This window comes from Variovorax paradoxus (assembly GCF_009498455.1).
Taxonomy (GTDB): domain Bacteria; phylum Pseudomonadota; class Gammaproteobacteria; order Burkholderiales; family Burkholderiaceae_C; genus Variovorax; species Variovorax paradoxus_H.
Genome location: NZ_CP045644.1, coordinates 3,496,888 through 3,521,978 on the forward strand (window position 1 = coordinate 3,496,888; position 25,091 = coordinate 3,521,978).

At 66.6% G+C, this 25,091-nt stretch carries 23 protein-coding genes; 9 read left to right on the forward strand and 14 right to left on the reverse strand.

Going from position 1 to position 25,091, the window contains the following annotated elements:
• Positions 1-9 precede the first annotated feature (9 nt).
• From gloA to GFK26_RS15980, 7 genes are all read right to left on the reverse strand, one after another.
• Positions 10-423 carry a lactoylglutathione lyase gene (gloA, locus tag GFK26_RS15950; protein WP_101489461.1) on the reverse strand — a complete coding sequence of 138 codons (414 nt, stop codon included), beginning with the start codon at positions 421-423 and terminating at the stop codon, positions 10-12.
• A gap of 57 nt (positions 424-480) precedes the next feature.
• Positions 481-1,161 carry a glutathione S-transferase family protein gene (locus GFK26_RS15955; RefSeq protein WP_153282801.1) on the reverse strand — a complete coding sequence of 227 codons (681 nt, stop codon included), beginning with the start codon at positions 1,159-1,161 and terminating at the stop codon, positions 481-483.
• Between the two features lie 116 nt (positions 1,162-1,277).
• Positions 1,278-1,973 (reverse strand): ABC transporter ATP-binding protein, encoded by a 696-nt coding sequence (locus tag GFK26_RS15960; RefSeq protein WP_153282802.1) that lies wholly within the window; start codon positions 1,971-1,973, stop codon positions 1,278-1,280.
• Positions 1,970-3,655, reverse strand: coding sequence for an ABC transporter permease (locus GFK26_RS15965; RefSeq protein ID WP_194274093.1), 1,686 nt, complete (start codon positions 3,653-3,655; stop codon positions 1,970-1,972). Before GFK26_RS15965 ends, GFK26_RS15960 begins: the two co-directional genes overlap by 4 nt.
• A 35-nt stretch (positions 3,656-3,690) precedes the next feature.
• Positions 3,691-4,752, reverse strand: coding sequence for a Fe(3+) ABC transporter substrate-binding protein (locus GFK26_RS15970; protein ID WP_153282803.1), 1,062 nt, complete (start codon positions 4,750-4,752; stop codon positions 3,691-3,693).
• Between the two features lie 170 nt (positions 4,753-4,922).
• A complete protein-coding gene (locus GFK26_RS15975) occupies positions 4,923-7,634 on the reverse strand; it encodes a phage head spike fiber domain-containing protein (protein ID WP_153282804.1) in 2,712 nt (903 codons plus the stop codon).
• Positions 7,635-7,693: 59 nt separating this feature from the next.
• On the reverse strand, positions 7,694-8,260 hold the full coding sequence (locus tag GFK26_RS15980; protein WP_153282805.1) for a PaaI family thioesterase: 567 nt from the start codon (positions 8,258-8,260) through the stop codon (positions 7,694-7,696).
• Positions 8,261-8,335: 75 nt separating this feature from the next.
• Here GFK26_RS15980 and GFK26_RS15985 point away from each other — a divergent pair, with 75 nt between their 5' ends.
• From GFK26_RS15985 to GFK26_RS16000, 4 genes are all read left to right on the forward strand, one after another.
• Entirely contained in the window at positions 8,336-8,791 is a 456-nt protein-coding gene (locus GFK26_RS15985; protein WP_153282806.1) for a MarR family winged helix-turn-helix transcriptional regulator, read from the forward strand.
• 130 nt (positions 8,792-8,921) lie between these two features.
• A complete protein-coding gene (locus GFK26_RS15990; RefSeq protein ID WP_153282807.1) occupies positions 8,922-10,238 on the forward strand; it encodes an MFS transporter in 1,317 nt (438 codons plus the stop codon).
• Positions 10,239-10,253: 15 nt separating this feature from the next.
• Positions 10,254-11,675, forward strand: coding sequence for an MATE family efflux transporter (locus GFK26_RS15995; RefSeq protein WP_153282808.1), 1,422 nt, complete (start codon positions 10,254-10,256; stop codon positions 11,673-11,675).
• A gap of 35 nt (positions 11,676-11,710) precedes the next feature.
• Complete coding sequence (locus GFK26_RS16000) at positions 11,711-12,418, forward strand: SDR family oxidoreductase (protein ID WP_153282809.1); 708 nt, start codon at positions 11,711-11,713, stop codon at positions 12,416-12,418.
• A gap of 6 nt (positions 12,419-12,424) precedes the next feature.
• On the opposite strand, the gene GFK26_RS16005 is transcribed toward GFK26_RS16000, so the two are convergent.
• From GFK26_RS16005 to GFK26_RS16025, 5 genes are all read right to left on the reverse strand, one after another.
• A complete protein-coding gene (locus GFK26_RS16005; protein WP_153282810.1) occupies positions 12,425-12,751 on the reverse strand; it encodes a hypothetical protein in 327 nt (108 codons plus the stop codon).
• A 113-nt stretch (positions 12,752-12,864) separates the two neighbouring features.
• The gene (locus tag GFK26_RS16010) at positions 12,865-13,602 is read right to left on the reverse strand and encodes an aldolase (protein ID WP_095746253.1); all 738 of its coding nucleotides are present in this window, start codon (positions 13,600-13,602) and stop codon (positions 12,865-12,867) included.
• A 43-nt stretch (positions 13,603-13,645) separates the two neighbouring features.
• Entirely contained in the window at positions 13,646-14,287 is a 642-nt protein-coding gene (locus GFK26_RS16015) for a 2-dehydro-3-deoxy-6-phosphogalactonate aldolase (RefSeq protein ID WP_153282811.1), read from the reverse strand.
• Entirely contained in the window at positions 14,284-15,195 is a 912-nt protein-coding gene (locus tag GFK26_RS16020; protein WP_153282812.1) for a 2-dehydro-3-deoxygalactonokinase, read from the reverse strand. The genes GFK26_RS16015 and GFK26_RS16020 overlap by 4 nt, the downstream gene beginning before the upstream one ends.
• Positions 15,196-15,478: 283 nt before the next feature.
• The gene (locus GFK26_RS16025) at positions 15,479-17,218 is read right to left on the reverse strand and encodes an IlvD/Edd family dehydratase (protein ID WP_153282813.1); all 1,740 of its coding nucleotides are present in this window, start codon (positions 17,216-17,218) and stop codon (positions 15,479-15,481) included.
• Between the two features lie 214 nt (positions 17,219-17,432).
• On the opposite strand from GFK26_RS16025, the gene GFK26_RS16030 reads away from it, so the two are divergent.
• From GFK26_RS16030 to GFK26_RS16050, 5 genes are all read left to right on the forward strand, one after another.
• Positions 17,433-18,182 (forward strand): FadR/GntR family transcriptional regulator, encoded by a 750-nt coding sequence (locus tag GFK26_RS16030; protein ID WP_153282814.1) that lies wholly within the window; start codon positions 17,433-17,435, stop codon positions 18,180-18,182.
• 62 nt (positions 18,183-18,244) lie between these two features.
• Positions 18,245-18,790, forward strand: a complete 546-nt coding sequence (locus GFK26_RS16035) for a TRAP transporter small permease (protein ID WP_153282815.1) — start codon at positions 18,245-18,247, stop codon at positions 18,788-18,790.
• Complete coding sequence (locus GFK26_RS16040; protein ID WP_153282816.1) at positions 18,787-20,088, forward strand: TRAP transporter large permease; 1,302 nt, start codon at positions 18,787-18,789, stop codon at positions 20,086-20,088. Before GFK26_RS16035 ends, GFK26_RS16040 begins: the two co-directional genes overlap by 4 nt.
• A 55-nt stretch (positions 20,089-20,143) precedes the next feature.
• Positions 20,144-21,154 (forward strand): TRAP transporter substrate-binding protein, encoded by a 1,011-nt coding sequence (locus GFK26_RS16045; protein ID WP_153282817.1) that lies wholly within the window; start codon positions 20,144-20,146, stop codon positions 21,152-21,154.
• An 86-nt stretch (positions 21,155-21,240) separates the two neighbouring features.
• Positions 21,241-22,443 (forward strand): mandelate racemase/muconate lactonizing enzyme family protein, encoded by a 1,203-nt coding sequence (locus GFK26_RS16050; RefSeq protein WP_153282818.1) that lies wholly within the window; start codon positions 21,241-21,243, stop codon positions 22,441-22,443.
• Positions 22,444-22,455: 12 nt separating this feature from the next.
• Here GFK26_RS16050 and GFK26_RS16055 read toward each other — a convergent pair whose 3' ends face one another.
• Together GFK26_RS16055 and GFK26_RS16060 are read right to left on the reverse strand one after the other, a co-directional pair.
• Positions 22,456-23,508, reverse strand: a complete 1,053-nt coding sequence (locus GFK26_RS16055; RefSeq protein ID WP_153282819.1) for an endonuclease/exonuclease/phosphatase family protein — start codon at positions 23,506-23,508, stop codon at positions 22,456-22,458.
• 90 nt (positions 23,509-23,598) lie between these two features.
• Positions 23,599-24,873, reverse strand: coding sequence for a hypothetical protein (locus GFK26_RS16060; protein WP_153282820.1), 1,275 nt, complete (start codon positions 24,871-24,873; stop codon positions 23,599-23,601).
• Positions 24,874-25,091 lie beyond the last annotated feature (218 nt).

Here is a 25,091-nt window from a genome sequence, read left to right on the forward strand (position 1 = left end):
CGAAAAGACTCAGCGCAGGCCGCCGCCCGACGCGTTCTCGTTGCGCTGGATCAATTCAATCTTGTAGCCGTCGGGGTCCGTCACGAAGGCGATCACCGTCGTGCCGCCCTTGACCGGACCGGCCTCGCGCGTCACGTTGCCGCCCGAGGCCTTGATCTTGTCGCAGGCCGCGTACGCATCGGGCACGCCGAGCGCGATGTGGCCGTAGGCGGTGCCGAGTTCGTAGCTCTCGGTGCCCCAGTTGTAGGTGAGTTCGATCTCGGCCTGGTCGGGGTTGCCGTTGCCGTAGCCGACGAAAGCGAGGCTGTACTTGTACTCGGGGTTTTCCGACGTGCGCAGCAGCGTCATGCCGAGCACCTGCGTGTAGAAGTCGATGGAGCGCTGGAGATTGCCAACGCGCAGCATGGTGTGGAGAAGTCGCATCTCGTGGGTCGTGTCGTTAGGGGGGAGGGCGCTATTGTCGCCCTCTGATCCTGGCGATCAAGCCGCCAACGTCAGCAGGTGCGCCTGGTGCTTCTTCAGAAAATCCATCAGGTGCTGCGGGTACTCCGGCACCACCGCCGCGCGCACGCTGGGGCGTGCCGCCAGCGCATGGCGCCAGGCGTTCACCTTGGGCAGCGCGTCGAAAAGGTGCGAATCGCTGATCGCATCGAACACCTCGAAGTAGCGGAACACCGGCGCGAACACCGCGTCGACGAGGCTGAACGCCTCGCCCGCGAAGTACGGACCTTGCCCGAGCGCGGCTTCGACGCGCGCGAACTTGGCGGCCAGCGCCTCGCGCTTCTGCGTGAACACGGCGGCGTCCTGCGTGGTCTCGTAGCCCCACAGGTCGGCGAGCACGGCCGAGCCGAATTCCATCCATGCGCGATGCTGCGCACGTGCGAGCGGGTCTTCGGGGTGCAGGCGCGCGCCGGGTTGCGTCTCCTCGAGGTATTCGCAGATCACGTTGCTCTCGAACAGCACGGCCTCGGTACCACCGGGCTGCTGCACCTTCAACAGCGGCACCTTGCCGAGCGGCGAGATGTCGAGGAACCATTGGGGCTTGTTCGCGAGATCGATCACGACGCGCTCGAAGGGCACGCCTTTTTCATGCAACGCGATGGCGGCGCGTTGCACGTACGGGCACAGCAGGTGGCTGACGAGGGTGAGGGCCTGGGTCATGGGGCTTTCCGTTCTTCGAAAAAGTGAGGTGTCTGGATCGCCGCGATTCTTGCGGGCCTGAACAACCTTTTCCCGAAAAGCCCATTCGACAAACGGGCCCCTTGTGCTAAAGCGCTCTACGGCGCTGGCGAGGGCGCCGTCTCCAGCCAGTGCGTGATCCGCCCGTTGTGCATCACCCCGATGCGGTCGGCCATCGCATGTGCCTCGGCCTCGTTGTGCGTGACGAGGATCGCGGTCTGGCCGGCCTTCTTCAGGATGCCGCGCACCTCGGCGGTCAGGCGTTCGCGCGTGCCGCCGTCGAGGTTGGAAAACGGTTCGTCCAGCAGCAGCACGGCGGGCGAGGGCGCCAGCGCGCGGGCCAGCGCGATGCGCTGCTGCTGGCCGCCCGACAGCTCGTGTGGGTAGCGCTCGCCGGCTTCGGCCAGGCCGACCAGCGCGAGCATCTCGGCCACGCGTGTCTGCTGCGCCGCGCGGTCCAGCCGGCGCAGGCCGAAGGCCACGTTCTTCGAGGCCGACAGGTGCGGGAACAGCGCGTACTCCTGGAACATCATGCCCACGCGCCGCTGCTCGGGCGGCAGGTGCTTCTGCGGCGACGACAGCAGCGTGTCGCCCAGGCGGATGGTGCCGTCGCGCACGGGTTCGAAACCGGCGATGGCGCGCAGCACGGTGGTCTTGCCGCAGCCCGAGGGGCCGAACAGGCAGGCGATCTCGCCCGCGGCCAGGTCCAGCGAGAAGCCGTCGACCACCGTGTGCGGGCCGCGCGGCGTGTCGTACGCGAGTTGGAGCGAGTCGAGATGAAGCGGTGAACTCATGAAGGGTCCGTGTCGGGTGGTGTCGCCGCCGGTGTCGCACCGAGCTGGTTGCGCGCCAGCAGCACCACCGGCAGCAGGCCGGCGACCACGATGGCCAGCGCGGCGATCGCGCCTTCCTCGTAGGTGCCGCGCGCGGCCTCGGCGTAGAGCCAGGTGGCGAGGGTGTCGAAATTGGCCGGGCGCAGCAGCAGCGTGGCCGGCAGTTCCTTCATGGCGTCGACGAAGACCAGCAGCGCGCCCGCCGCGATGGCGGGCTGCAGCAGCGGAAGGTGCACGCGGCGCAGCGTGCCGCCGGTGGTTTCGCCGAGCAGGCGCGAGGCCTGCTCGATGGCGGGCGGAATGCGCGCCAGCCCGGCCTCGATGCCGCCCACGGGCATCGCAAGAAAACGGATCGCACAGGCCACGACCAGCACGATGCCCGCGCCCATCAGCGGCAGGCCTTGCCAGCCCATCGCGCCGGCCAGCGCCGCGTCGAAGGCCAGGGCCGGCGTCAGCAGGCCGATGGCGAGCACCGTGCCCGGCACCGCATACCCCAACGTCGCCGCGCGCGCCTGCCAGCGTGCGCGGTTGGGGCTCGTGCCCTGGCTGCGCGAGGCCCAGGCCACGACCAGCCCGGCCGCCACGGCCACCACGGTCACGCCGGCGGCGAGCGCCAGCGTGTTGCCGAGGCTGGCCACGAGGCCTTGCGAAATGCCGCCGCCCTGGTGCAGCCGCTTGGCGCTTTCCCAGACCAGGTACAGCGCGGGCGCGACGAAACCGATCAGCACCGGTAGCGCCGCTGTGGCGGTCGCCGCCCACGCCGCGCCGCCGTGCAGGCGCCGGGGCTGCACCGCGCGCATGCGCTGCGTGGAGCCGAAGCGCTGGTGCTGGCGTCCGTTGCGTTCGAGCCAGACCAATGCCACCACCACGAACAGCATCGCGCAGGCGATCTGCGCGGCGCCGGCCAGGTCGGAGCGCGTGATCCAGGTGGTGTAGACCGCCACCGTGAGCGTGTTCACGCCGAGGAATTCGGAGGCGCCGATGTCGTTGAGCGTCTCGAGCAGCGCCAGGCTCAGGCCGACGGCCAGTGCGGGCCGTGCGAGCGGCAGCGCCACACGAAAGAACGCGCCGCGCCGGTTCTCGCCCAGCGTGCGCGCCGCTTCCATCAGGTGCGCTGGCTGAGTCATGAACATCGCGCGCGCCGTCATGTAGACGTACGGGTAGAGCACGAAGCCCAGCACGAAGATCGCGCCCGGCATCGAGCGCAGGTCGGGCAGGCGGAACTGGCGCGGGCTGTCGAAGCCCAGCATCCAGCGGATCGCGCCCTGCACGGGGCCGATGGGATGCAGCAGGTCGAGGTAGGCAAAAGCGACGATGTAGGTCGGCATCGCCAACGGCAGCAGCAGTGCCCAGTTGAGCACCCCGCGGCCGGGGAAATCATGCGCCGTGACCAGCCAGGCGCAGCCGGTGCCGATCACGAGGACGAGGGTGCCGACGCCCGCGAGCAGCAGCGCCGTGTTGAGCGCTGCCTGCGGCAGCACGTGCGCGAACAGCGGCCCCCAGTGGCCGACGCCCGAGCCGAACGCGAGCCAGGCCAGCGTGAGCACCGGCGCGAGCACGCCGAGCGCAATGAGCAACGACGCGCAGCGCCACGCCGGGCCCGCGGCGCGCAGGCCCGGCGGCTGGCGCCGCGACATCAGCATTCAGTCGCCGGCACGGCGTGCCCGGCCATGCAAGGTCACTGGTCGAAGCCGACCTTGTCCACCAGGGCGCTGGCCTGCTTGCGGTGCTTGGCAATCTCGGTCAGCGGCAGCGGGTCGACCTTCAGCGCGCCGATGGTCTGGCCGATGATCGGGTCGAGGGCCACGCCCTTGCGCACCGGGTACTCGTAGTTGGTCTGGGCGTAGAGCGCCTGCGCCGGCTCCGACACCAGGAACTCGAGCAGCTTGACCGCGTTGGCGCGCTGCGGCGCGTTCTTGGCCACGGCCGCGCCGCTGATGTTCACGTGCGTGCCGCCGCTCTTGGCGTTGGCGAAGGTCGGACGGATCACCTTGATGGCGTCGCCCCACTTGCGCGCGTCGGTGCCTTCCTTGGCGCTCTTCATCTGGCCGACGTAGTACGAGTTGGCCACGCCGATGTCGCAGATGCCGCCGAGGATGTCGCGCGCCACGTCGCGGTCGCCGCCGGTGGCCTTGCGCGCCAGGTTGCCCTTGACGCCGCGCAGCCACTGCTCGGTCTTGGCTTCGCCGTCGTGCGCGATCATCGCGGCCACCAGGGCCGTGTTGTAGGGATGCTGGCCGGCGCGGATGCAGACCTTGCCCTTGTACTTCGGGTTGGCCAGGTCTTCGTAGCGGAAGCTGGTCAGCGGCTGGTTCTTGTCGGCGTACAGCACGCGGGCGCGCAGCGAGAGCGCGAACCACTGGCCGTCGGCGCCGCGCAGGTTGGCCGGAATGGCCGACTCGAGCGCGGCCGATTTCACCGGCTGCGTCACGCCGCCTTCGACGAGGTCGACGAGGTTGCCGATGTCCACCGTCATCAGCACGTCGGCCGGCGAGCGGGCGCCTTCGGCCTTCACGCGTTCCAGCAGGCCGTCCTTCACGAACACCGTGTTCACCTTGATGTTGCTCTGCGCGCTGAACGCCGAGATGAGCGGCTGGATCAGCGCAGCCTCGCGCGTCGTGTAGAGCGTGAGCTCGTCGGTGGCGGCGTGCGCGGGCAGGGCGGCAAGGGCGAGCCAGGCAGCGGAAACGCCGAGGAGGGCGTGTGCCACGCGGCCCTGGGAGCCGGAACGGTCGGTCATGAAGGATCCTCCAGGTGCGGTGAGGTGTTCTATGGGGAAAGACATCGGCGACGACGGAGCGTGTCGCTGATGCGAACAATTATCACTGACAGGGAGGAGCGGGTTTTCCTTTGGCTTACAGCTTGAGGGCCTACTGCGGCGCGTTGGCGTTGCTTCGGGCCTGGGTGTCGCTAGGCGGTCAAGGCCACGACTTCCGCGTCGGTCAGCTTCTGCGGCCGGTATTGCACCGATCGGACATGAAGGAACGGCTGGTTGCCGCCGGTGGCCAGGTTCCCGATGCCCAGGAAGTTCATGGGCGGGACCGTCGTCATGCCCGCTTTCAACAACTGGCCGTTGCATCCGTAGCGAAGGCCGTCCGCGCCATAGCTGACCGTGGTCTTGACCGGGTTTCCAACGGGGGTGCCGAGGAGTCCGATCGCCACCGTGCTCGGGCCTGATACGCCATTGGCGTTGGAGTAGGCATAGGCGGACCCCGTCGTGTTGAATCCGATGCCGACGCGATTGGCAATGGCAGAGCCGATTTCGATCAGGTTTCGGGTTGCCGCGTCTCCTTCTCTCGGTCGTCCGAACTCCATGTAGAGGGTGCCTTCGGCGGCATTGCACCAGCCCTTGGTCGTGTCGACGCGAACGAGGTCGCCGGTACGCGTGGTGGCGGCCGAGGTTGCGGTGTCTGCTTGGCGGGTGGTGGCTGCTGATGTCGATGCGTCTGCTGCCCGCGTCATCGTCGCGGCCGTTGTCGGGATGTAGCTGGTCACCACAGGCCCCTCTTCGACCTGGCCCTTGCAGAACCACACCGTGAGATTGCTGGTGAGAACCCCGTTGTTGTGAACGACTGGGTAAATTCCGCCGGATGCAGCCGGCGTGATGTTCTGAGTAGCCGTCCGAGAGAACCGGTCCACGAACTGGGCAGAGTTCGCAGTGCTGATGATGAAGCCCCCCATCCCCGACGAGCCGGTGTAGTACAGGTTGATTGCTTCGCTTCCGGTCAACGGTCTGCTCAGCTTGACATAGGCACTCGTCGAATAGGCGGTCCCGGTGGTGACGGCCGCGCCGACGCCGGCACCACTTTGCACACGGCTGCCCGAGTAGCCTGAGGCGCTAGCCGGTGTGAACGTGACAGCGACGCAGGCTTCTCCGTCGATCGTCGTACTGGCCACTGCAGGTGGAGTAGTCCCTCCTGCAACGCCGAGCGTGATTTGGCTGCCCAGGAGCAGATTCGTGCTCTGCCCCTCCAGCATCAGCCATGGTGCAACGGTCAGGTCGGCCGGGTTGTAGGTCATTCGCGCAACGCCCGCCGTCGCAGTCTTCATCGCCCCCGTGGAGTCGAAATAGGTTCCGACGGACGCGCGGCCAGTGAAGGTCTCGGTGCTCGGGATGTAGCTGGTGGCGAACGCGCCGGCTTCGAGCTGGGCGCCCCAGGCGAGGCAGGTGCCATTGTCTGGCCGAGCGCCCGAGGCCACTGCGTAGCAAGTCAGCGTATCGCCGACCGTGATTGGCATGTTCGATGTGTAGGTGCAGCGAAACCAGCCCCCACCGGCGTCTCGCATTTCCCAACCAGTACCTGAGATTGAAGGTGTGGGGCTGTGGAGGTTCACGCTCCCAGGCGCCCCATTGAACGTCGTTGTGCTGTTTCGCAGCATCAAGTCGATAACGGCTGTCCTCGAAACATTCTTGAGATAGATCGAGTACGTCATCACTGTTGCCGTAGCGGCAGCCGACAGGAAGTTGGGCGAATTGGCCGCCCCCGAGAATTCAACAGCTCGGAGCGTGCCGTCCGGTGCTGTCTTGCCAGTGTTGCGCACCATTCCTCCGCCCGACCATAGGTGCACGTCGCTGCTCTTGGCCAAGATGTTCGTGCGCTGCTCTTCCACCATCAGCACAGGCGGCAGCGTTAGGTTGGACGGCTCGTAGCTGTTGCGCGCAACGCCCGCCGCCGCATAGCGCAGGAGGCCCTTGGCGTCGCAGTAGCTGCCAATGGACGCACGCGCCGTGACGCCGTCCCAACTGGGGATGTAGGAGCTGGCGAACGCGCCAACTTCAAGCTGGGCACCCCAGACGTAGATGCCGGCGACGCCGTCGCCGGGGCCGGTGCCGGCAACCGCCGCACCGGGGTAGACAGCCGCGGTCAGTGTCGCGGATGCATCCGTCGTGAAGACGACCTCGACCCTGCGCCATCCACCGCCAATATCGACGATCCGTTTCGTCACCTCCACGAAGGCCGAGATGGTGAAGAGGGAGATGGTCAAGGCCGACAGGTCGAAGGCGAAGCTGATTCTTTCGCCCGTCGTCGCACCGGAAGCAAAGGTCCATCCATTGGAGGAGCCTGCGGCCTTCGCATAGAACGAAAAGGTGTAGGTCATTGCGGCCGCCACCTTGGCAGTCGTCTGTGAAGCGCGGCCCACGGACGCGATCCCGCCGCTGAGCAAGGTCAGCTTGCAGGCATCCCAACGTCCGTTGGGCGCCTGGGCGGCGCCAGGCACGGCGGTGACGCTCGTCTTTGTCCAGGCCGCGTTTTCAAACCGCGACGAAAACGCCAATTGGTTGATTCGCGCGTTTTCGATGAGCAGCCCCTTTGCCACCTTCGTGACCGGATCAAAGTCAAAGCGCGGTGTAGCACTGGGTTGAATGAACCCCTGCGAGTTCACGCAGGTGCCGTTCGTCCCGCCCGCGTAGGTGAACAGTTCGGCGAAGGTCTTTTCGGTGAGTGTCGTTGTCATCTGGTTGATTCCTCTGCGGGCGGCCTCGCGCGGGCGCAGGCTGGGCCTTCGGATTCGGCGACGGAGGGTTCCGTCGCCGGCCAGCCCATGGCGGCCATGGCAGTCTTTTCCTTGGTTGGCGATGACGACTTTCTCGCCGAACGCGCCAACGAAAAAGGCCGACATATGTCGGCCTTCAGAGGAAAGAGAGGCGTTCGCGATTCAGCGAGCGCGGGGTCTGTGCCTCACCGCCCCGCCGGCACCTCGAACACCAGGCACGTTGTCGTCGCATGCGCATACAGCGTGCCGTCCGCCCCGACCAGCCGGGCCTCGGCGGTGGCGAGCTGCTTGCCGCAGTGGATCACCTTGCCCTCGGCGCGCACGCGCTGCACCTTCGGCGTGAGGCCCTTGACGTAGTTCACGCTGAGCTCGGCGGTGGTGTAGCCGCGACCGGGCGGCATCATGGTGTGGACCGAGCAGCCCAGGGCGGAGTCGAGCATCGTGGCGACCCAGCCGCCGTGGATGGTGCCCAGCGGGTTCAGGTGCTGCGGCAACGGCGTGCCCTGGAAGATGGCGATGCCCCGGCTGACCGAGACGATCGTGAAGTCCAGCGTCTTGGCGATGGCGGCGTACGGAATCTCGCCGTTGAGCATCGCGTGCATGACCTCCAGACCGGTCTTGCCCGCGACCTGCTCGGAGCGCGCGAGCCCGGGGCCGGGGCCGTTGTCGAGGCGCTCGACGATCTGCCGTTCTTCGGCGATCCATGCGTCGAGCAGGTTGAGGGGGATGTCGGTGGAAGCTTGCTGCGTCATGCCTGTGTTCCTGCTGGGGGCTTTGGTGAGAGGGGTCAATTGCATATGCAATAGTTGCACATACAATAATACCCCATGGACACACCGACCCAACCCCGCGGCTGCACCAGCTTCAAGGTGCGACAGCTTTCGCGCCGCCTGTCGCAGCACTACGACGCCGAGGTATCGCACAGCGGCCTGAAGACCACGCAGTACTCGCTGCTGTCGCACCTGGCGCGGCTCGGTCCCTCGCGCCCGGTCGACCTGGCGGGCGAACTCAAGATGACCGCGTCGACCCTGAGCCGCAACCTGCAGCCGCTGATCGCCGCGGGCTTCATCGCGCAGGGTGCCGGCGCCGACGCGCGCAGCCTGCTGGTGCAGCTCACCGAAACGGGCGAGGCCAAGCGCCGCGAAGCGCAGCAGCACTGGAAGGCGGCGCAGCAGAAGATCAATGCGCTGCTGGGCGTGGAGCGCGTGCTCGCGTTGCACCAGCTGATCGACGAGGCGATGGACCTGCTGGGGGCCGACGACGAGCCCGCCCTCGAAGACTGAGCGTCCTTCCACCCCGAGCGATACCGAGACCCCCGACATTTTTCTCACCGCGCGCAGAGGCTGAGCGCGCGAGTGCGTTGCCTGCGTTGCCGTTTTTCCTCCTCCATTCAATTCCAACAGCAGAGGTTCCATGTTCGCCACCCACGTCTCCGCATGGCTGCAACGCCGCGGCATCCACTACGGCTGGATCGTCGCGGCCGTCACCTTCCTGACCATGCTCACCATGTCGGCCGCGCTCGGCCTGCCGGGCGCGATGATGAAGCCGCTCGGCGACGAGTTCGGCTGGAGCACCGAGCAGATCTCGTCCGCGCTCGCGCTGCGCTTTGCGCTGTTCGGCCTCATGGGCCCGTTCGCCGCGGTGCTGATGGAGCGCTACGGCCTGCGCGCGGTGATGTGCGCCGGCCTCACGCTGGTCGGACTGGGCATGGCGCTGGTCACCACGGCCTCGCAGCTGTGGCAGCTCTTCGTGCTGTGGAGCCTGATGCTCGGCCTGGGCACCGGCATGACGGCGCTGGTGCTCGGCGCCGTGGTGGCCAACCGCTGGTTCGTCGCGCGGCGCGGCCTGGTCGTGGGCATGCTCACGGCCAGCGCGGCCACCGGCCAGCTGGCCTTCTTGCCGCTGGCTGCCTGGATGATCGAGCACTGGGGCTGGCGCTCGGCCATCGTGCCGATCGTGGTCGGCAGCGTGGTGATTGCACTGCTCGCGCTGTGCCTGGTGCGCAACCGGCCGTCGGACATCGGCCTGCAGCCCTACGGTGAAGCGCCCGGCACGCAGCCGGCGCCGGCACCCGCCTTCACGATGAACTTCGCCACGCCGTTCCGTGTGCTGCGCGAAGTGGCGACCAACCGCACCTTCCTGATCCTGGCCGGCACTTTCTTCATCTGCGGCCTGAGCACCAACGGCCTGGTGCAGACGCATTTCATCTCGCTGTGCGGCGACTACGGCATGAGCGCCGTGCCCGCCGCCTCGGTGCTCGCGATGATGGGCGCCTTCGACTTCGTCGGCACCATCCTGTCGGGCTGGCTCTCCGACCGCTATGACAACCGCAAGCTGCTCTTCTGGTACTACGGCCTGCGCGGGCTGTCGCTGTTCTGGCTGCCGCATTCGGAGTTCACGATCTACGGCCTGGGCCTGTTCGCGATGTTCTACGGCCTCGACTGGATCGCCACCGTGCCGCCGACCGTCAAGCTCGCGGGCGCCGCGTTCGGCCCCGCGAAGGTCGGGCTGGTGTTCGGCTGGATCTTCGCGGCCCACCAGCTGGGCGCGGCCACCGCGGCCTGGGGCGCGGGCTTCGCGCGCACGCTGCTGCTGACCTACACGCCCGCGCTGTACACGGCGGGCGCGGCCTGCCTGTTCGCGGCGGTGATCGTCATGGCCATCCGCCGCCCCGCCAAGACCGCTGCCGCACCGGGTGCGGCCACCACCAGCGCCGCCGCGCGCGCCTGAACGCCGGAGACCCGCATGACCACCCCGCAAAACAACAGCGACCTCGACCCGCGCACGCGCCGGCTGCTCGAAGCACCCATCATTCCCACCCTGCTGCGGCTCGCCGCGCCCAATGTGCTCGTGATGCTGGCGCAGGCCTCCGTCGGCCTCATCGAGACCTACTTCGTCGGCAAGCTCGGCACCGACGCGCTGGCCGGCATGGCGCTGGTGTTCCCGATCGTCATGCTGATGCAGATGACCTCCAGCGGCGCGATGGGCGGCGGCATCGCCTCGTCGATCGCGCGTGCGCTGGGCGCGCGCCGCCGCGGCGATGCCGATGCGCTGGTGTGGCACGCGGTGGTCATCGCGCTCGGCTTCGGCCTGTGCTTCACGCTCGCGCTGCTGCTGGGCGGGCGCTGGCTCTATGGCGTGATGGGCGGCTCGGGCGCCGCGCTGGAAGCCGCGCTCACGTACTCGAACTGGGTGTTCGCGGGCGCGGTGCTGGTGTGGCTCTTCAACTCGCTGTCCGCGATCATCCGCGGCACCGGCAACATGGCGGTGCCGGCCAACGTGACGGTGGTGGGCGTGGTGTTCCTCATTCCGGCGTCGCCGCTGCTGATCTTCGGCATCGGGCCGTGGGGCGGCATGGGCATCGCGGGCGGGGCGCTGGCGCTGTTGCTGTACTACCTGCTGGGCTCGCTCGCGCTCATCGCCTACCTGCGCTCGCCGCGCAGCCTGCTGCGGCCCACGCTGGCGGCGTTTCAGATGCGCTGGCCGCTGTTCCGCGACATCCTGCGCATCGGCCTGATCGGCACGGTGTCGACGGTGGCGACCAACCTGTCGATCGGCATCGCCACCGCGCTCACCGGCCACTTCGGCGCGGGCGCACTGGCGGGCTACGGCACCGCGTCGCGGCTCGAGTATCTGCTGGTGCCGCTGGTGTTCGGCCTGGGCGCGCCACTGGTGGCGATGGTCGGCACCTGCATGGGCGCGGGGCTGCGCGAGCGCGCGCTGCGTGCCACCTGGGCCGGCGCGGCGCTGGCCTTCGCCATGGCCGAGGTCATCGGGCTGGCGGCCGCGCTGTTCCCGCGCCCGTGGCTGATGCTGTTCGGCCATGACCCCGTGATGCTCGAGACCGGCGCACACTACCTGCGCGTGGTGGGGCCGCTCTATGGTTTCTTCGGCGTGGGGCTGGTGCTGTACTTCGCCTCGCAGGGCGCGGGCCGGCTGCTGTGGCCGGTGATCGGCAACATCGCGCGGCTCGCCGTGGCGGGCACCGGCGGCTGGCTGGCGCTGCGCTGGGGCGGCGGGCTCACCGGCGTGTTCGCGGCACAGGGCGTGGCGCTGGTGGTGTACGGCATCGTCATCGCCTCGGCCATCGCAGGCGGCGCGTGGTTCGGCCGTGTCGGATGGCCGCGCACGACGCAGGGTTTGCTGCGCCGCGTGGCGCAGGCCTGAAGCGCTCCGGTTTTCTTTTCAACGAAAGGCTCGTCATGCAGATCAAGGATTCCGTCGTCTTCATCACCGGTGCCAACCGGGGGCTCGGCCTGGCGTTCGCCAAGGCGGCACTCGCAGCCGGTGCGCGCAAGGTCTACGGGGCCGCGCGCGACCCCAAGAGCATCACGCTCGCGGGCGTCGTGCCCGTGGCGCTCGACGTCACGCAGCCCGCGCAGATCGAGGCCGCCGTGCGCGCCTGCGGCGACGTGACGCTGCTGGTCAACAACGCGGGCATCTCGCGCGGATCGAGCTTCCTGGGTTCGCCCGACGCGGTGGCCGCGGCGCGCGCCGAGTTCGAGACCAACTTCTTCGGCCCCTGGGCGCTCACGCAGGCCTTTGCGCCGGTGCTCGCGTCGAATGGTGGCGGCGCGGTCCTCAACGTGCTGTCGGCGCTGGCCTGGACCACGTTCCCCGGCGTGGCGACCTACAGCGCCACCAAGTCGGCGGCCTGGTCGCTGAGCAACGGCTTGCGCAACGAACTGGCGGGGCAGGGGACGCAGGTCACGAGCCTGCATGTGGCGCTCATGGACACCGACATGGCGGCCCGCATGCCCGACCCCAAGACCTCCCCCGACGACGCAGCGCGCCAGGCGCTGGCGGGCGTGGAAGCGGGCCTGCCCGAGGTGCTGGCCGACGAGGTCACGCGCCAGCTCAAGCAGAGCCTGTCGACCGACCGGCCCGCGTATGCGAGCCCGCCGGTCTGACGTGCGTCAGTAGCGATACGGGTTGTTCGGGCGGCGGTCGTAACGGTTGGGCACGCCGTCGCCGTCGTAGTCCCGGCGGCCATGGCGGCGGTCGTCCCAGCCGCGACGGCCGTGGTCGTAGTAACCGTGGCGACGCGGGCCGTCGTAGTGGCCCGGGTAATAGTGGCGCGGGGGCGGCGGCGGTGCGTAGTAACGGTGGCGCGGCGGCGGCTCGGGCGTCACATACACCTGGGCCTGGATGAACGGGCCGCCGGCCTGGGCATGGGCGGGTGCGGTGAGGGCGGCCAGCGAGAGCAGGGCGGCGGCACCGAAGGCGAATGTCAGCTTTTTCATGGCGACTCCTGAGGAGTGGTTGCGATGCCTCATCGTCGCGCCATTGTGTGAAGTTCTTGTAAGCCGGAAGCGAAATCGCATGAAGAGCTGTAAGCCGCTGCGCCCCTGCTTTTTCAGCGTTGCGGTGCCGGCAGCATGCGCCGCAGCGCTTCGAAGAACAGGTCGGACTGCTCCCGCTCACCCTGGATCTGCGCCGCCACGTGCGCGGCCAGCTTGGCGTTGACGGGCACCAGCGGGCGGCCGGTCGATTGCGCGATCACCTGGTGCAGGCAGGCGCGCTCCAGGTAGTACAGGTCGTCGTAGGCGTGCGCGATGGTGCCGCCCGCCACGATCACGCCGTGGTTCGCGAGAAAGGCCACGTCCTTGCCCGCCATGGCACGCGCGATGCGCTCGCCCTCGGCATCGTCGAGCGCCAGGCCGTTGTATTCGGCGTCGATGGCGATGCGGTTCATGTAGCGCATGGCGTTCTGGCTGGCGGTCGGGTCGAGCGCGCGGTCGACCGTGAGCGTCAACGCCGTCGCGTAGGGCATGTGGCAGTGCAGCACCACGGCGTGGCCCGTGAGCCGGTGCACCGCGCCGTGGATGAACAGGGCCGTGGGCTCCACGCGGTGGCGGCCCGCGAGCACTTCGCCGTGCACGTCGATCAGCACGATGTCGTCGGGGCCGATCTCGCTCCAGTGCAGCCCGCGTGGGTTGATGAGGTAGCGGTCCTGCGCGCCCGGCAGCAACACGCTGAAATGGTTGCACACACCTTCGGACAGGCCGTGGTGGGCCGCGGCACGCAAGGCGAGCGCGAGGTCTTCGCGCAACTGGCGCACAGCGGGGCTGGCGTATTCGGAATCGGCGGACATCGCGGGGTCTCCTTCTTTCTTGTGGTCGATGAGTCGTGTCGAATCAGGCGCGGACGAGGCCGGCCCAGGCGGCCACGAAGCGCTGCGCGTCTTCGCGCACGGCGGCGGCGCTCTTGCCGGGCTTGTAGAGCGACGAGCCGATGCCGAAGCCGGCCGCACCGGCTGCGCGCCACGTGTCCATGTTGTCCGGCGAAATGCCGCCCACGGGCATCACGGGCGTGCCGGCCGGCAGCACCGCGAGCAGGGCCTTCACGACAGCGGGCGAGGCCAGCTCGGCCGGGAACAGCTTGAGGCCCGTGGCACCTGCCGCGAGCGCGCCGAAGGCCTCGGTCGGCGTCATCACGCCGGGCAGGCAGACCATGCCCAGGCGCGCGGCCTCGCGGATCACGTCAGCGTTGAAGTTGGGCGAAACGATCAGCTCGCCGCCGGCCGCATGCACCTCGCGCACCTGCTTCGCGTCGAGCACCGTGCCCGCGCCGACCAGTGCAGTCGGAAAGCGCTGGCGCATCAGCGCGATGCTCTCCAGCGGCTGCGGCGAATTGAGCGGCACTTCGAGCAGCCGGAAGCCGGGCTCGACGATGGCATCGCCCACATCGGCGGCTTCGGCGGGCGAGAGGCCGCGCAGGATGGCCACGAGCGGCAGGGCCTGCATCGCGGCGTTGAATTTGTCGAGAGGTGTGGTCATGCGGCGGGTGTCCGGTCGGTGTCGAGAAAGCCGGACAGCGTGTGCAGTCCGGCCCAGGTGGCTTCGGCGCCGAGCGTGCGCGTGGCAACGCCGGTGGCGCGCAGGGCCAGGGTGTAGCGCTGGGTGAGGGCGGAGGAGCCGATCAGCACGACCTCGCCGACGGCCTGAACGGATTGCGTGCGCAGTTCTTCGCCGATGAGCAGGCCCGACAGGTAGCTCGACAGCTCTTCTTTCGGCATGCGCTCGAACAGCGCGAGCGTGCGTGCGCCGAAGGCGTTGTGCAGCAGGCCGTGGCCGTTCTCGGAGCGCGTCACGCCTTCGAGGAACGCGGCTTCGTCCAGCGGTGCGGCCGCATCGAGCGTGCGCGCGAGGATCGAGTGCTGGCTCAGCAGCGCGTAGAACTCGCCGGTCATGTAGGTGCGAAAGCCGGCGACGCGGCCCTTCTTGACCGTCGCCCACTTGTTGTGGGTGCCGGGCAGCACGAAGACACCGTCGTCCAGGCCGGTGATCGTCATGGCGCCGAGGATCTGCACCTCTTCGCCGCGCATCACGTCGGGCACGCCGGCGTGTTCGTCGCTGAGGCCCGGAACGATCGCGATGCGTGCGCCGGGGATGGCATTGATGTCGATGATCTTGCGGCCCACTTCGACGCGGCCTGCGGGGCAGGGGCAGTAGGGCGCTTCGACCCAGCCTTGCTTGCTGCCGGCCATGCCGGAGATGAGGCAGCGCGTGTCTTCCAGACGCATCCAGTCGCCGAACAGCGACGCGAACACGGCAGGGAAGCCGCCTTCGGGCACGGTGAGGATGCCGCGGGCATCGCTGCGTTCTTCGATGACGTGTCCACTCGGGTCGAGCAATGCACCGCGTAGCGAGCTTGTGCCCCAGTCGATGGCGATGAGTCTTGTCATGTCTGCGTCTTTGAGCGTTGGTTCGGGGCGCGTGCCCAGGCCACCGGGTACTTCCCTCCGCGAATGTCCCCCGCTTCGCTCCTCCTTGATTTCGCTGCGGGAAGCACCCAGTGTCCTGGGCACACCGAGCGCTGTCGTGGTGCTGGCCGATCAACGACCGCGCTGATGACGCTCACGGCGATGGGGTGCCTTGCGCAGCGAAATCAAGGAGGAGGGCGAAGCCCGGGGGACATTCGCGGAGCAAGGTTCCCCGTCGGCGGGAGCGTCGCCCCGAACATCCAGATCAGTGATTGTCTCGCGGCACAAAAGCCCCGCGACGCCCGCGCAGAAAGTCCAGGTCCGCGCCCTGGTCGGCCTGCAGCACCGTGTCGACATAGAGCTTCCAGTACCCCGAGTCGAGCGGTGCCTTGGGCGCCACCCACTTCGCGCGGCGCTTCGCCAGCTCTTCGTCGCTCACATGCAGGTGCAGCTTGCGGTTCGGCACGTCGAGCTCGACGATGTCGCCGTCCTGCACCAGCGCCAGCGGGCCGCCCGCAGCCGCTTCGGGCGCGGTGTGCAGAACGACGGTGCCGTAGGCTGTGCCGCTCATGCGTGCGTCGCTGATGCGGACCATGTCGGTGATGCCCTTGCGCAGCACCTTCGGCGGCAGCGGCATGTTGCCCGCCTCGGCCATGCCGGGGTAGCCCTTGGGGCCGCAGTTCTTGAGCACCATGATGCAGTGCTCGTCGATGTCCAGGTTCTCGTCGTCGATGCGCTTGTGCAGGTCGTCTGCGCTTTCGAACACCACCGCGCGGCCCTTGTGCACGAGCAACTCGGGCGTGGCCGCACTGGGCTTGATGATGGCGCCGTTGGGCGCGAGGTTGCCGCGCAGCACGCAGATGCCGGCCTTGTCCTTGAAGGGCTCGGCCTGGGTGCGGATGACCTGCGGGTTGTAGTTCTCTGCGTCCTTCACGTTCTCCCACACGCTCTGGCCGGTGACGGTGAGGATGTCCTTGTGCAGGTGGTCGGCGATTTCCTTGATGACCACCGGCAGGCCGCCCGCGTAGCAGAAGTCTTCCATCAGGAACTGGCCCGAGGGCTGCAGGTTCACGAGGCAGGGCAGGTCGGCGGCGAGGCGGTCGAAGTCGTCGAGCGTGAGCTCGACACCCATGCGGCCCGCAATGGCCAGCAGGTGGATCACGAAGTTGGTCGAGCCGCCGATGGCCGCGTTGACCTTAATCGCGTTCTCGATCGCCTGGCGCGTGAGGATCTTCGACATGTTCATGTCTTCATGCACCATGTCGACGATGCGCCGGCCGGCCTGGCGTGCCAGCACGTTGCGGCGGCCGTCGACGGCAGGGTAGGCCGCATTGCCCGGCAGGCCGATGCCCAGCGACTCGACCATGCTGGCCATGGTGCTGGCGGTACCCATCGTCATGCAATGGCCGTGGCTGCGGTGCATGCAGCTCTCGGCCTCGAAAAAATCTTGCAGCTTGAGCGTGCCGGCGCGCACCTGCTCGCTCATCTGCCATACGCCGGTGCCCGAGCCCAGCTCTTGTCCGCGCCACTTGCCCGAAAGCATCGGGCCGCCCGACACGCCGATGGTCGGCAGGTCGACGCTGGCCGCGCCCATCATCAGCGCGGGCGTGGTCTTGTCGCAACCCATGAGCAGCACCACGCCGTCGAGCGGGTTGCCGCGAATGCTCTCTTCGACGTCCATGCTCGCGAGGTTGCGGTACAGCATGGCGGTGGGGCGCAGGAGCGTCTCGCCGAGCGACATCACGGGGAACTCGAGCGGGAAGCCACCCGCTTCGTACACGCCGATCTTCACCTGCTCGGCGAGCGTGCGGAAGTGCGAGTTGCAGGGCGTGAGTTCGCTGAAGGTGTTGCAGATGCCGATGACCGGGCGACCGTCGAACTGGTCGTGCGGCACGCCCTTGCCTTTCATCCAGCTGCGGTAGATGAAACCGTCGCGGTCATGGCGACCGAACCACTGCTGGCTGCGCAGTTCGCTGGCGGGCTTTTTCTTCGGGGCGTTGCTCATGGGATGTGTCTCTTCGTCGTTGATCTGGAGCCGAAATCCTCAGGGTTTTTCCTGCCGGACGACCCTTTCAATCATCATATGATAAGCGTGACGAGCTGTCGCGCATTCAGGGTTTTCGAGTGGCCGGCACAGGCAAGGCAACCTGAAACCGGCCTCGACACGTGCAGGAAAACGAAGCACCGGACACCACCAGAAACCACCCACACAGGCCCGCATGATCAAGAACGTCCACGGCAACACGGTCGATCGCATCGGCAGCGACATCGTCGCGGGCCGCTATGCGCCCGGCGCGTCGATTCCGCCGGAGCCGCTCTTGTGCGAAGAGCTCGGCGTGAGCCGGACCGTGGTGCGCGAATCGATCAAGTCGCTGATCGCCAAGGGTCTCGTGACCAGCGGCCCGAAGGTGGGCACGCGCGTGCAGCCGCCCGACCAGTGGAACTGGTTCGATGCCGACGTCATCGTGTGGCAGACGGAGGCGGGCCTGTCGGCCGAGTTCCTGCGCGACCTGCAGGACCTGCGCCGCGTGGTCGAGCCCGCGGCGGTGGCGCTGGCCGCCCAGCGCGCTACCACCGAAGACATCGCCGGCATGGAAGACGCCTATGCGGGCATGAAGCGCGCCATCGAGTTCGGCGGCGACTACATCACGCCCGACCTGCGCTTTCACCAGGGCCTCATCCGCTCCAGCCACAACCGCATGCTGGTGCAGATGAGCCGTGCGCTGGGCGCGCTGCTGCGCACCAGCTTCGAGATATCGACCTCCCGCAAGAACGGGCCCGCGAGTTCGCTGCCGTTGCACCGCGCGGTGCTCGACGCCGTGATCGCGCGCGATCCGCCGGCTGCCGAGAAGGCGGTGCGGGTGCTCATCGACGGCGCGCGCCTCGACATCGAGACCGTGCTGGCCTCGCGCAAGAAGCTGCCGCGCATCAGCCGGCCGGCGACGCAGCTGAAGGCCTTCCCGCTCTAGGCGCGGCGCGGTCGCGCAGACATCCCATAACAACACTGGAAAGTCAGGAGACGCAGATGCTGATGCAAAGGGCAATCGACGGATTTTTTCGACTGCTGGAGTTCCTTGTCGTCGTGTGCATGGTGGCGATGGTCGTCATGGTGTTCGGCAACGTGGTGCTGCGCTACGGTTTCAATTCGGGCATTTCGGTGTCCGACGAGATGTCGCGCTACTGCTTCATCTGGCTCACCTACATCGGCGCCATGGTGGCGATGCGCGACGGCGCGCACCTGGGCGTCGACACGCTCATCAAGCACCTGCCGCTCATGGGCAAGAAGGTCTGCTTCTTCCTGAGCCAGTCGCTCATGCTGTTCTGCAACGTGCTCTTCTTCATGGGCACCTACGAGATGCACGAGCTGCAGGTGACCAACATCTCGCCCGTGGTCGGCATCTCGATGATCTGGATCTACGGCATCGGCTATGTGGTGTCGGTGGTGATGGCCGTCTTCAACATCGACAAGCTCTGGCGATTGTTCCGGGGCAGGGTGCCCGACCAGGAACTGATCCAGGTCATGGAATCCGAAGAGCAGGTGCTCGACGCCGCCGCACACGGGAAGGTGGCGCAATGACCGTCACGATCTTCATCGTCTCGCTGCTCGGCGCCATGGCACTGGGCATTCCGATCTCGTACTCGCTGCTGGTGTGCGGCGTCTCGCTGATGGGCTGGCTGGCCTACACCGGTGGCCTGCCGGCCTTCGACAGCCAGATCATTGCGCAGCGCTTTGTCGACGGCGCCGACAACTTCCCGCTGCTCGCGGTGCCGTTCTTCCTGCTGGCCGGCGAGTTCATGAATGCGGGCGGGCTCAGCCGGCGCATCGTGAACCTGGCGATGGCCTGGGTCGGCCACTACCGCGGCGGCATGGGCTACGTGGCGGTGCTGGCCGCGATCATCATGGCTTCGCTGTCGGGCTCGGCCGTGGCCGATACGGCTGCGCTGGCCGCGCTCCTCATCCCGATGATGAAGGCCGCCGGCTACCGCATGAACCGGTCGGCCGGCCTCATCGCCGCGGGCGGCATCATCGCGCCGGTGATCCCGCCGTCGATCGGGCTCATCGTGTTCGGCGTGGCGGGCAACGTGTCGATCACCAAGCTGTTCCTCGCAGGCATCGTGCCCGGCATCCTCATGGGGCTGGCGGTGGGCGTGGCCTGGTGGATCGTGGCCCGGAAGGACAAAGTGAAGTCCTCGCCGCGCGTGCCCTGGGGCGAGCGACTGAAGGTCACGGCGCAGGGCAGCCTGGCGCTGGCGCTGCCGGTCATCATCATCGGCGGCATGAAGTTCGGCGTCTTCACGCCGACCGAAGCCGCCGTGGTCGCGGCCGTCTATTCGCTCGTGGTGGGCCTCTTCATCTACGGCGAGCTCAAGGTCAAAGATCTGTACCGCCTCACGCTCGCGGCGGGCAAGACCACCGCGGTGGTGATGTTCCTCGTGGCGGCCGCGATGGTGAGTGCGTGGCTGATCACGGTGGCCAATATCCCGACCGAAGTGGTGGCGCTGCTCGAGCCCTTCCTGGACAACAAGATCCTGCTGATGTTCATGATGATGGTGCTGATCGTCATCGTGGGCACCGCGCTCGACTTCACGCCCACCGTGCTCATCCTCACGCCGGTGCTGATGCCCGTGGTGCTCAAGGCCGGCATCGACCCGGTGTACTTCGGCGTGCTGTTCATCATGAACAACGCCATCGGCCTGATCACGCCGCCCGTGGGCACGGTGCTCAACGTGGTGAGCGGCGTGGCGCGCATCTCGATGGACGATGCCTTCAAGGGCGTGATGCCCTTCTTCATCGCCCACCTCGTCGTGCTGTTCGCGCTGGTGTTCTTCCCGCAGCTCGTGACCGTTCCGCTCCAGTGGTGGATGGGGCGCTAGTTTTTTCCTGTCAGTCAGTTCGTTCAACCAACCCCTCGAATCGAAGGAGACAAGCATGTTGTTTCGCAGAACCCTGATGACCGCCGCCCTCGTGGCCGGCGGCCTGCTGGCATCGACCGGCGCCCTCGCGCAATTTGCCGAACGCACGATCAAGTTCACCAACGGCGTGAACGAAGACCACCCCGTGGGCGTGGGCGTGAAGAAGATGCAGGAAGTGCTCGCTGCCAAGACCGGCGGCAAGATGAAGATCACGGCCTTCTGGGGCGGCGCCGCGGGCGGCGACCTGCCGGCCACGCAGGCGCTGCGCGCCGGCACGCAGGAGATGGTGTGCACCTCGAGCTCGCCGCTGGTGGGCATCGTGAAGGAGCTCGGCGCGTTCGACCTGCCGTTCCTGTTCGCCAACGAGAAGGAGGCCGACGCGGTGCTCGACGGTCCCGCGGGCGAGTACTTCAACAAGAAGCTCGAGGCCGCCGGCCTCGTGAACCTGGCCTACTGGGAGAACGGCTTCCGCAACCTCACCAACAGCAAGAAGCCCGTCACCAAGGCCGAAGACTTCGAAGGCGTGAAGCTGCGCGTGATGCAGAACAACATCTTCCTGGACTCGTTCAAGACCCTGGGCGCCAACGCCGTGCCCATGGCGTTCGGCGAGGTGTTCACCGCGCTCGAGACCCGCACCATCGACGGCCAGGAGAACCCCTTCGTGACCATCGAGACCTCCAAGTTCAGCGAGGTCCAGAAGTACCTGAGCGTGACGCGCCACGCCTACACGCCGTTCCTCATCCTCTACAGCAAGAAGCTGTGGGACCAACTCAACCCGCAGGAGCAAGCCGTGCTGCGCGAGGCCGCGAAGGAAGGCCAGAAGGTCCAGCGCGAGGCCAACCGCGCGCTCAACGAGAAGTCGCTGGCCAGCCTGCGCAAGACGATGACGGTGAACGAGGTTTCGGCGGCCGAGCAGAAGCGCATGCTGGAGAAGGTGAAGCCCGTGTACGACAAGAACGTGCCAACCATCGGCTCGGAAGCCGTGGGCGTGGTGACCGACGCGCTGAAGAAGGCGCGCGGGGGCTGATCGAGGCTTTCAGCCATGCGCTGAATGTGTGCAAGAGCCGCGCGGCATCCGCCGCTGCGGCTTTTTCTTTTTGCGGAACCCTTTTCATGAAAATCACGCAGCTCGAAACCATCCGCCTCGGCGAGTTTCCCAACATCCTGTGGGTGCGCCTGCACACCGACGAGGGCCTGGTCGGCCTCGGCGAAACCTTTATGGGCGCCGAAGCGGTCGAGGCCTACCTGCACGAGTGGGCGGCGCTCAAGCTGCTCGGCACCGACCCACTGCAGATCGAGGCGCGCAACCGCGACATCACGGGCTACCTCGGGTGGCGCGGGTCGGGTGTGGAAACGCGCGGCAATTCGGCCGTCGACATCGCGCTGTGGGACCTCTTCGGCAAGGCGGCCAACATGCCGGTGCACACGGCGCTGGGCGGCAAGAGCCGCGATGCGATCCGGATCTACAACACCTGCGCGGGCTACCAGTACATCCGCAGCGCCACCAACCAGACGAGCGCGAACTGGGGCCTGGCGGCGAACAACAACGGTCCGTACGAAGACCTGCAGGGCTTCCTGCACCATGCCGACGAACTGGCCGAGTCGCTGCTGTCCGAAGGCATCACGGCCATGAAGATCTGGCCCTTCGATCCGGCGGCGGAAAAAAGCCACGGGCAGTACATCAGCAACGCCGACCTCGACACCGCGCTCGAGCCCTTTCGCAAGATCCGCAAGGCGGTGGGCGGCAAGATGGACATCATGGTCGAGTTCCACAGCCTGTGGCGGCTGCCGATGGCACAGAAGATCGCGCGCGCGCTGCAGGAGTTCGACACCTTCTGGCACGAAGACGCCATCCGCATGGACAGCCTCGATCTGCTCAAGCAGTACGCCAAGGACTGCCAGGCGCTCGTCTGCGCCAGCGAAACGCTGAGCTACAAGTGGGGCTTCAAGGACTACCTGCAGACCGGCGTGGCCGGGGTCGCGATGCTCGACCTGAGCTGGTGCGGCGGCCTCACCGAGGCGCGCAAGATCGCCGCCATGGCCGATGCCTGGCAACTGCCCGTGGCACCGCACGACTGCACCGGGCCGGTGGTCTGGGCCGCGTCCACGCACCTGAGCCTGCATGCGCCCAATGCGCTCATCCAGGAGAGCGTGCGTGCCTTCTTCACCGGCTGGTACAAGGAACTCGTTACCGAGCTGCCGAAGGTCGAGAACGGGATGATCAGCCTCAACGACAAGCCCGGCCTCGGTCTGGAGCTGCTGCCCGACCTGCACAAGCGCGCCGACGCGATCGTGCGGGTGTCGAAAGCGGCGTAGCGACTTCGTTCGTCAGCGGTTGTCGTCGGTGCGCAGCCGCAGCAGGGCGCGCACGAAGCCGTGGTCCGAGCGCGAGCGGTCGCGCCCTTCGTGCAGGTGGTCGTTGAAGTAGTCGACGCGGCGCACGTCGCCCAGGCTGTGACGGCTGGTGGCAACGAACTCCTCGCTCACGAGGATCTGGTCGAGCACATCCGGGAAGCCCTGGTGGATGTGCGAATAGGCCACGTCCTTCTTGAGCGCCGACTCGCCCTGCATCTCGTAGGCGTTGAACAGCGCCACGTCGCGCGCGGCCTTGTCGTAGGCCACCTCGGAGGTCGCGGCCACCAGCTGCGTGGTCACGCTGTGCGGGTTGTCGTTGAAGTCGCCCATCACCACCAGCGGCACGTTGGTGCCCTGCAGCAGGTCGATCACGATGCAGCGCAGGGCTGCGGCCTCGGCGCCGCGCATCAGCAAGGAGCGCAGCGAGGCCATCGCGCCGATCTTGCGGTCGTCGCGATCTTCGAGGGAGTTGCCTTGCGCGTCCTGCAGGAACTTGGGGCGCTTGGACTTCAGGTGCACCGTCAGCACATGCACCTGCTGGCCGTGCTTCATGCGCACGGTGACCAGCAGGGGCGGGCGCTCGAAGCGCGTGTGCGGGCCGAGGCCCGGCACGTCGACGCCGAAGCCCGGTGGAAAGTCGACGAAGGACTGCGTGCTTTCCACCTGCAGCCGCGTGACGATGCCGACGCGCGGCGTGCCTTGTGCGCCTGGCCGACCGGGCGTGTCCGGTGGGCTCGCGGGCGGCGGCGTGTTCTCGGCGCCCGGCACCGAGACGAAGTCGTAGCGCAGTCCGCTGCGCCCGATGGCGGCTTTCAGCGCCGCTTCGTCCCACACCTCCTGCACCGCGAGCACGTCGGCGTTGAGCGCATGGATGCGCTCGCCGATCCAGTCGATCTTGCGTTCGTATTCGCGCTCGTTGTAGGCGTCCTGGTTCTCGTAGTACACGCGGTTCGGGTTCGCGAGGTTGAGCAGGTTGCAGGTCGCGACGAAGAGCGTGGCGTAGTTGGGCAGGATGTAGGAGGGCATGGCCAACACATTGTGTCCTGAGAAGGTGTTGGCCATCTCACGGCAACTGCCGATAGCTAAGTCGCCCCAGAGTGCTTTGCTTGGGACCCTCTATTCGTGTTCGGGCCCACTCTTCGTAGACGGCAGATCATTGCAGTGCTCATCTAGCCAGAGTTGCTCCATTTGGTTGCTCTTATTCAGGGATGTGAGAATGGTTGAAGGTCGCGTCAATGCGCCGCCAGCAAGCACCTTTTGTGACTGATCCGCTCCGATCCGCGGCCATGAAAGCACCTCTTTCCTAGGAATTGGGATCGTCTGGCGGCCATCGACTGCGGGCCAGTGGCCCTCCGCATCCATTGGAGCAAGCTCAATCAAATAGGGTGAGCCGAGCCGAGACTTAAGTATTGCTGGGCAGACGACTGCGATCTTCTGATCGGGCAACGAGGTACACACAGGACCGCCCCGGACCGCGGCATTGAGTAGCTCGCATCCATGGGCTGTCAGTACTAGGCGAGCCGGAATGTTTGCAAGACCAAGGGCTTTAAAAGCTGTCAGTGCAAGTCCTGTGAGGTTGCCTTGCATCACAAGGGCGATCAGCATGGTGAGCATCCCCGCAAAGGCACCTCGCACCGCGGCGTGCAGCGTATTGGATCGGAGTACCAAGGCATTGACGAGTGCAAGTACTCCCAACCAAACGACGAGTGCTTGGAAGAAGCGTGTGTCGTTGTCGGGCTCGCTGCCTTGCCGCATCAAGGCGAGTGTGACCACGATTGTCATGAGCATCATTGCCCAAATCACCTGAACGAAGAAATAGCTGAACGAGAGGTCAGCTCGACGCATCCATACTGATGCTCTGGAAGTGGCGGGCTTCCGGCTCTTCCCTTCGACAGAGCAGCCGATCGCAAAAGCTAGCAAGGCCATTGAGAGAAGAGTGGCACTGAGAATCCAACTCTGATCGATCGTAGGAAGCTGGGATGACAGCGGGACAAGAGGGTGGACAAAAAACAAAATCAATAAGAACACCGCAGGGATACCGCACAGCAGCATATTGCGAATCGCCATGCCCGATACAGCGCCCTTGTTCTCAATACTCATCGAGATGATGGCTGGAGCGACGCCTCCACCACCAATGAAGAGGACGATAGCGATGCCGATCACAGCTACTGCCGCCAATAGCGTACTCGAGCTTGCCCAGTCCAGTTCTGGCAAATGCTTGATAGAAACCAGAAATAGAAGCGTCATGAACCCCCCGGTCAATAAAACTGCCGTCGTGAGCGTTTTGAACGGATGTGCTTTTGCTGCAACTAACCACCAAGGCTCAGGTTTGACAGAAGATCTGAGCGAGGGGCGTTGCAGTGTTCTCTTAACGATTGAATCCTTGCGCACGAAAAATCCCTATGTTGATAGCCGCCAGAAAAATCTCTCGCAGCCTCACTCAAGATACAGGGAGCGTGTCGAGCCAGTCAATGTTGCATGGAAGGGCGCCGATCTTATGGCCTGAGCCATTCACTTGATTGCCACGGAAATCAGGATGTGATCGCACTGAATAACTTTCTCCTGGGAGGCAAATGTATGGAGCCTCTCTATTTCTTCTGGGCGAACGA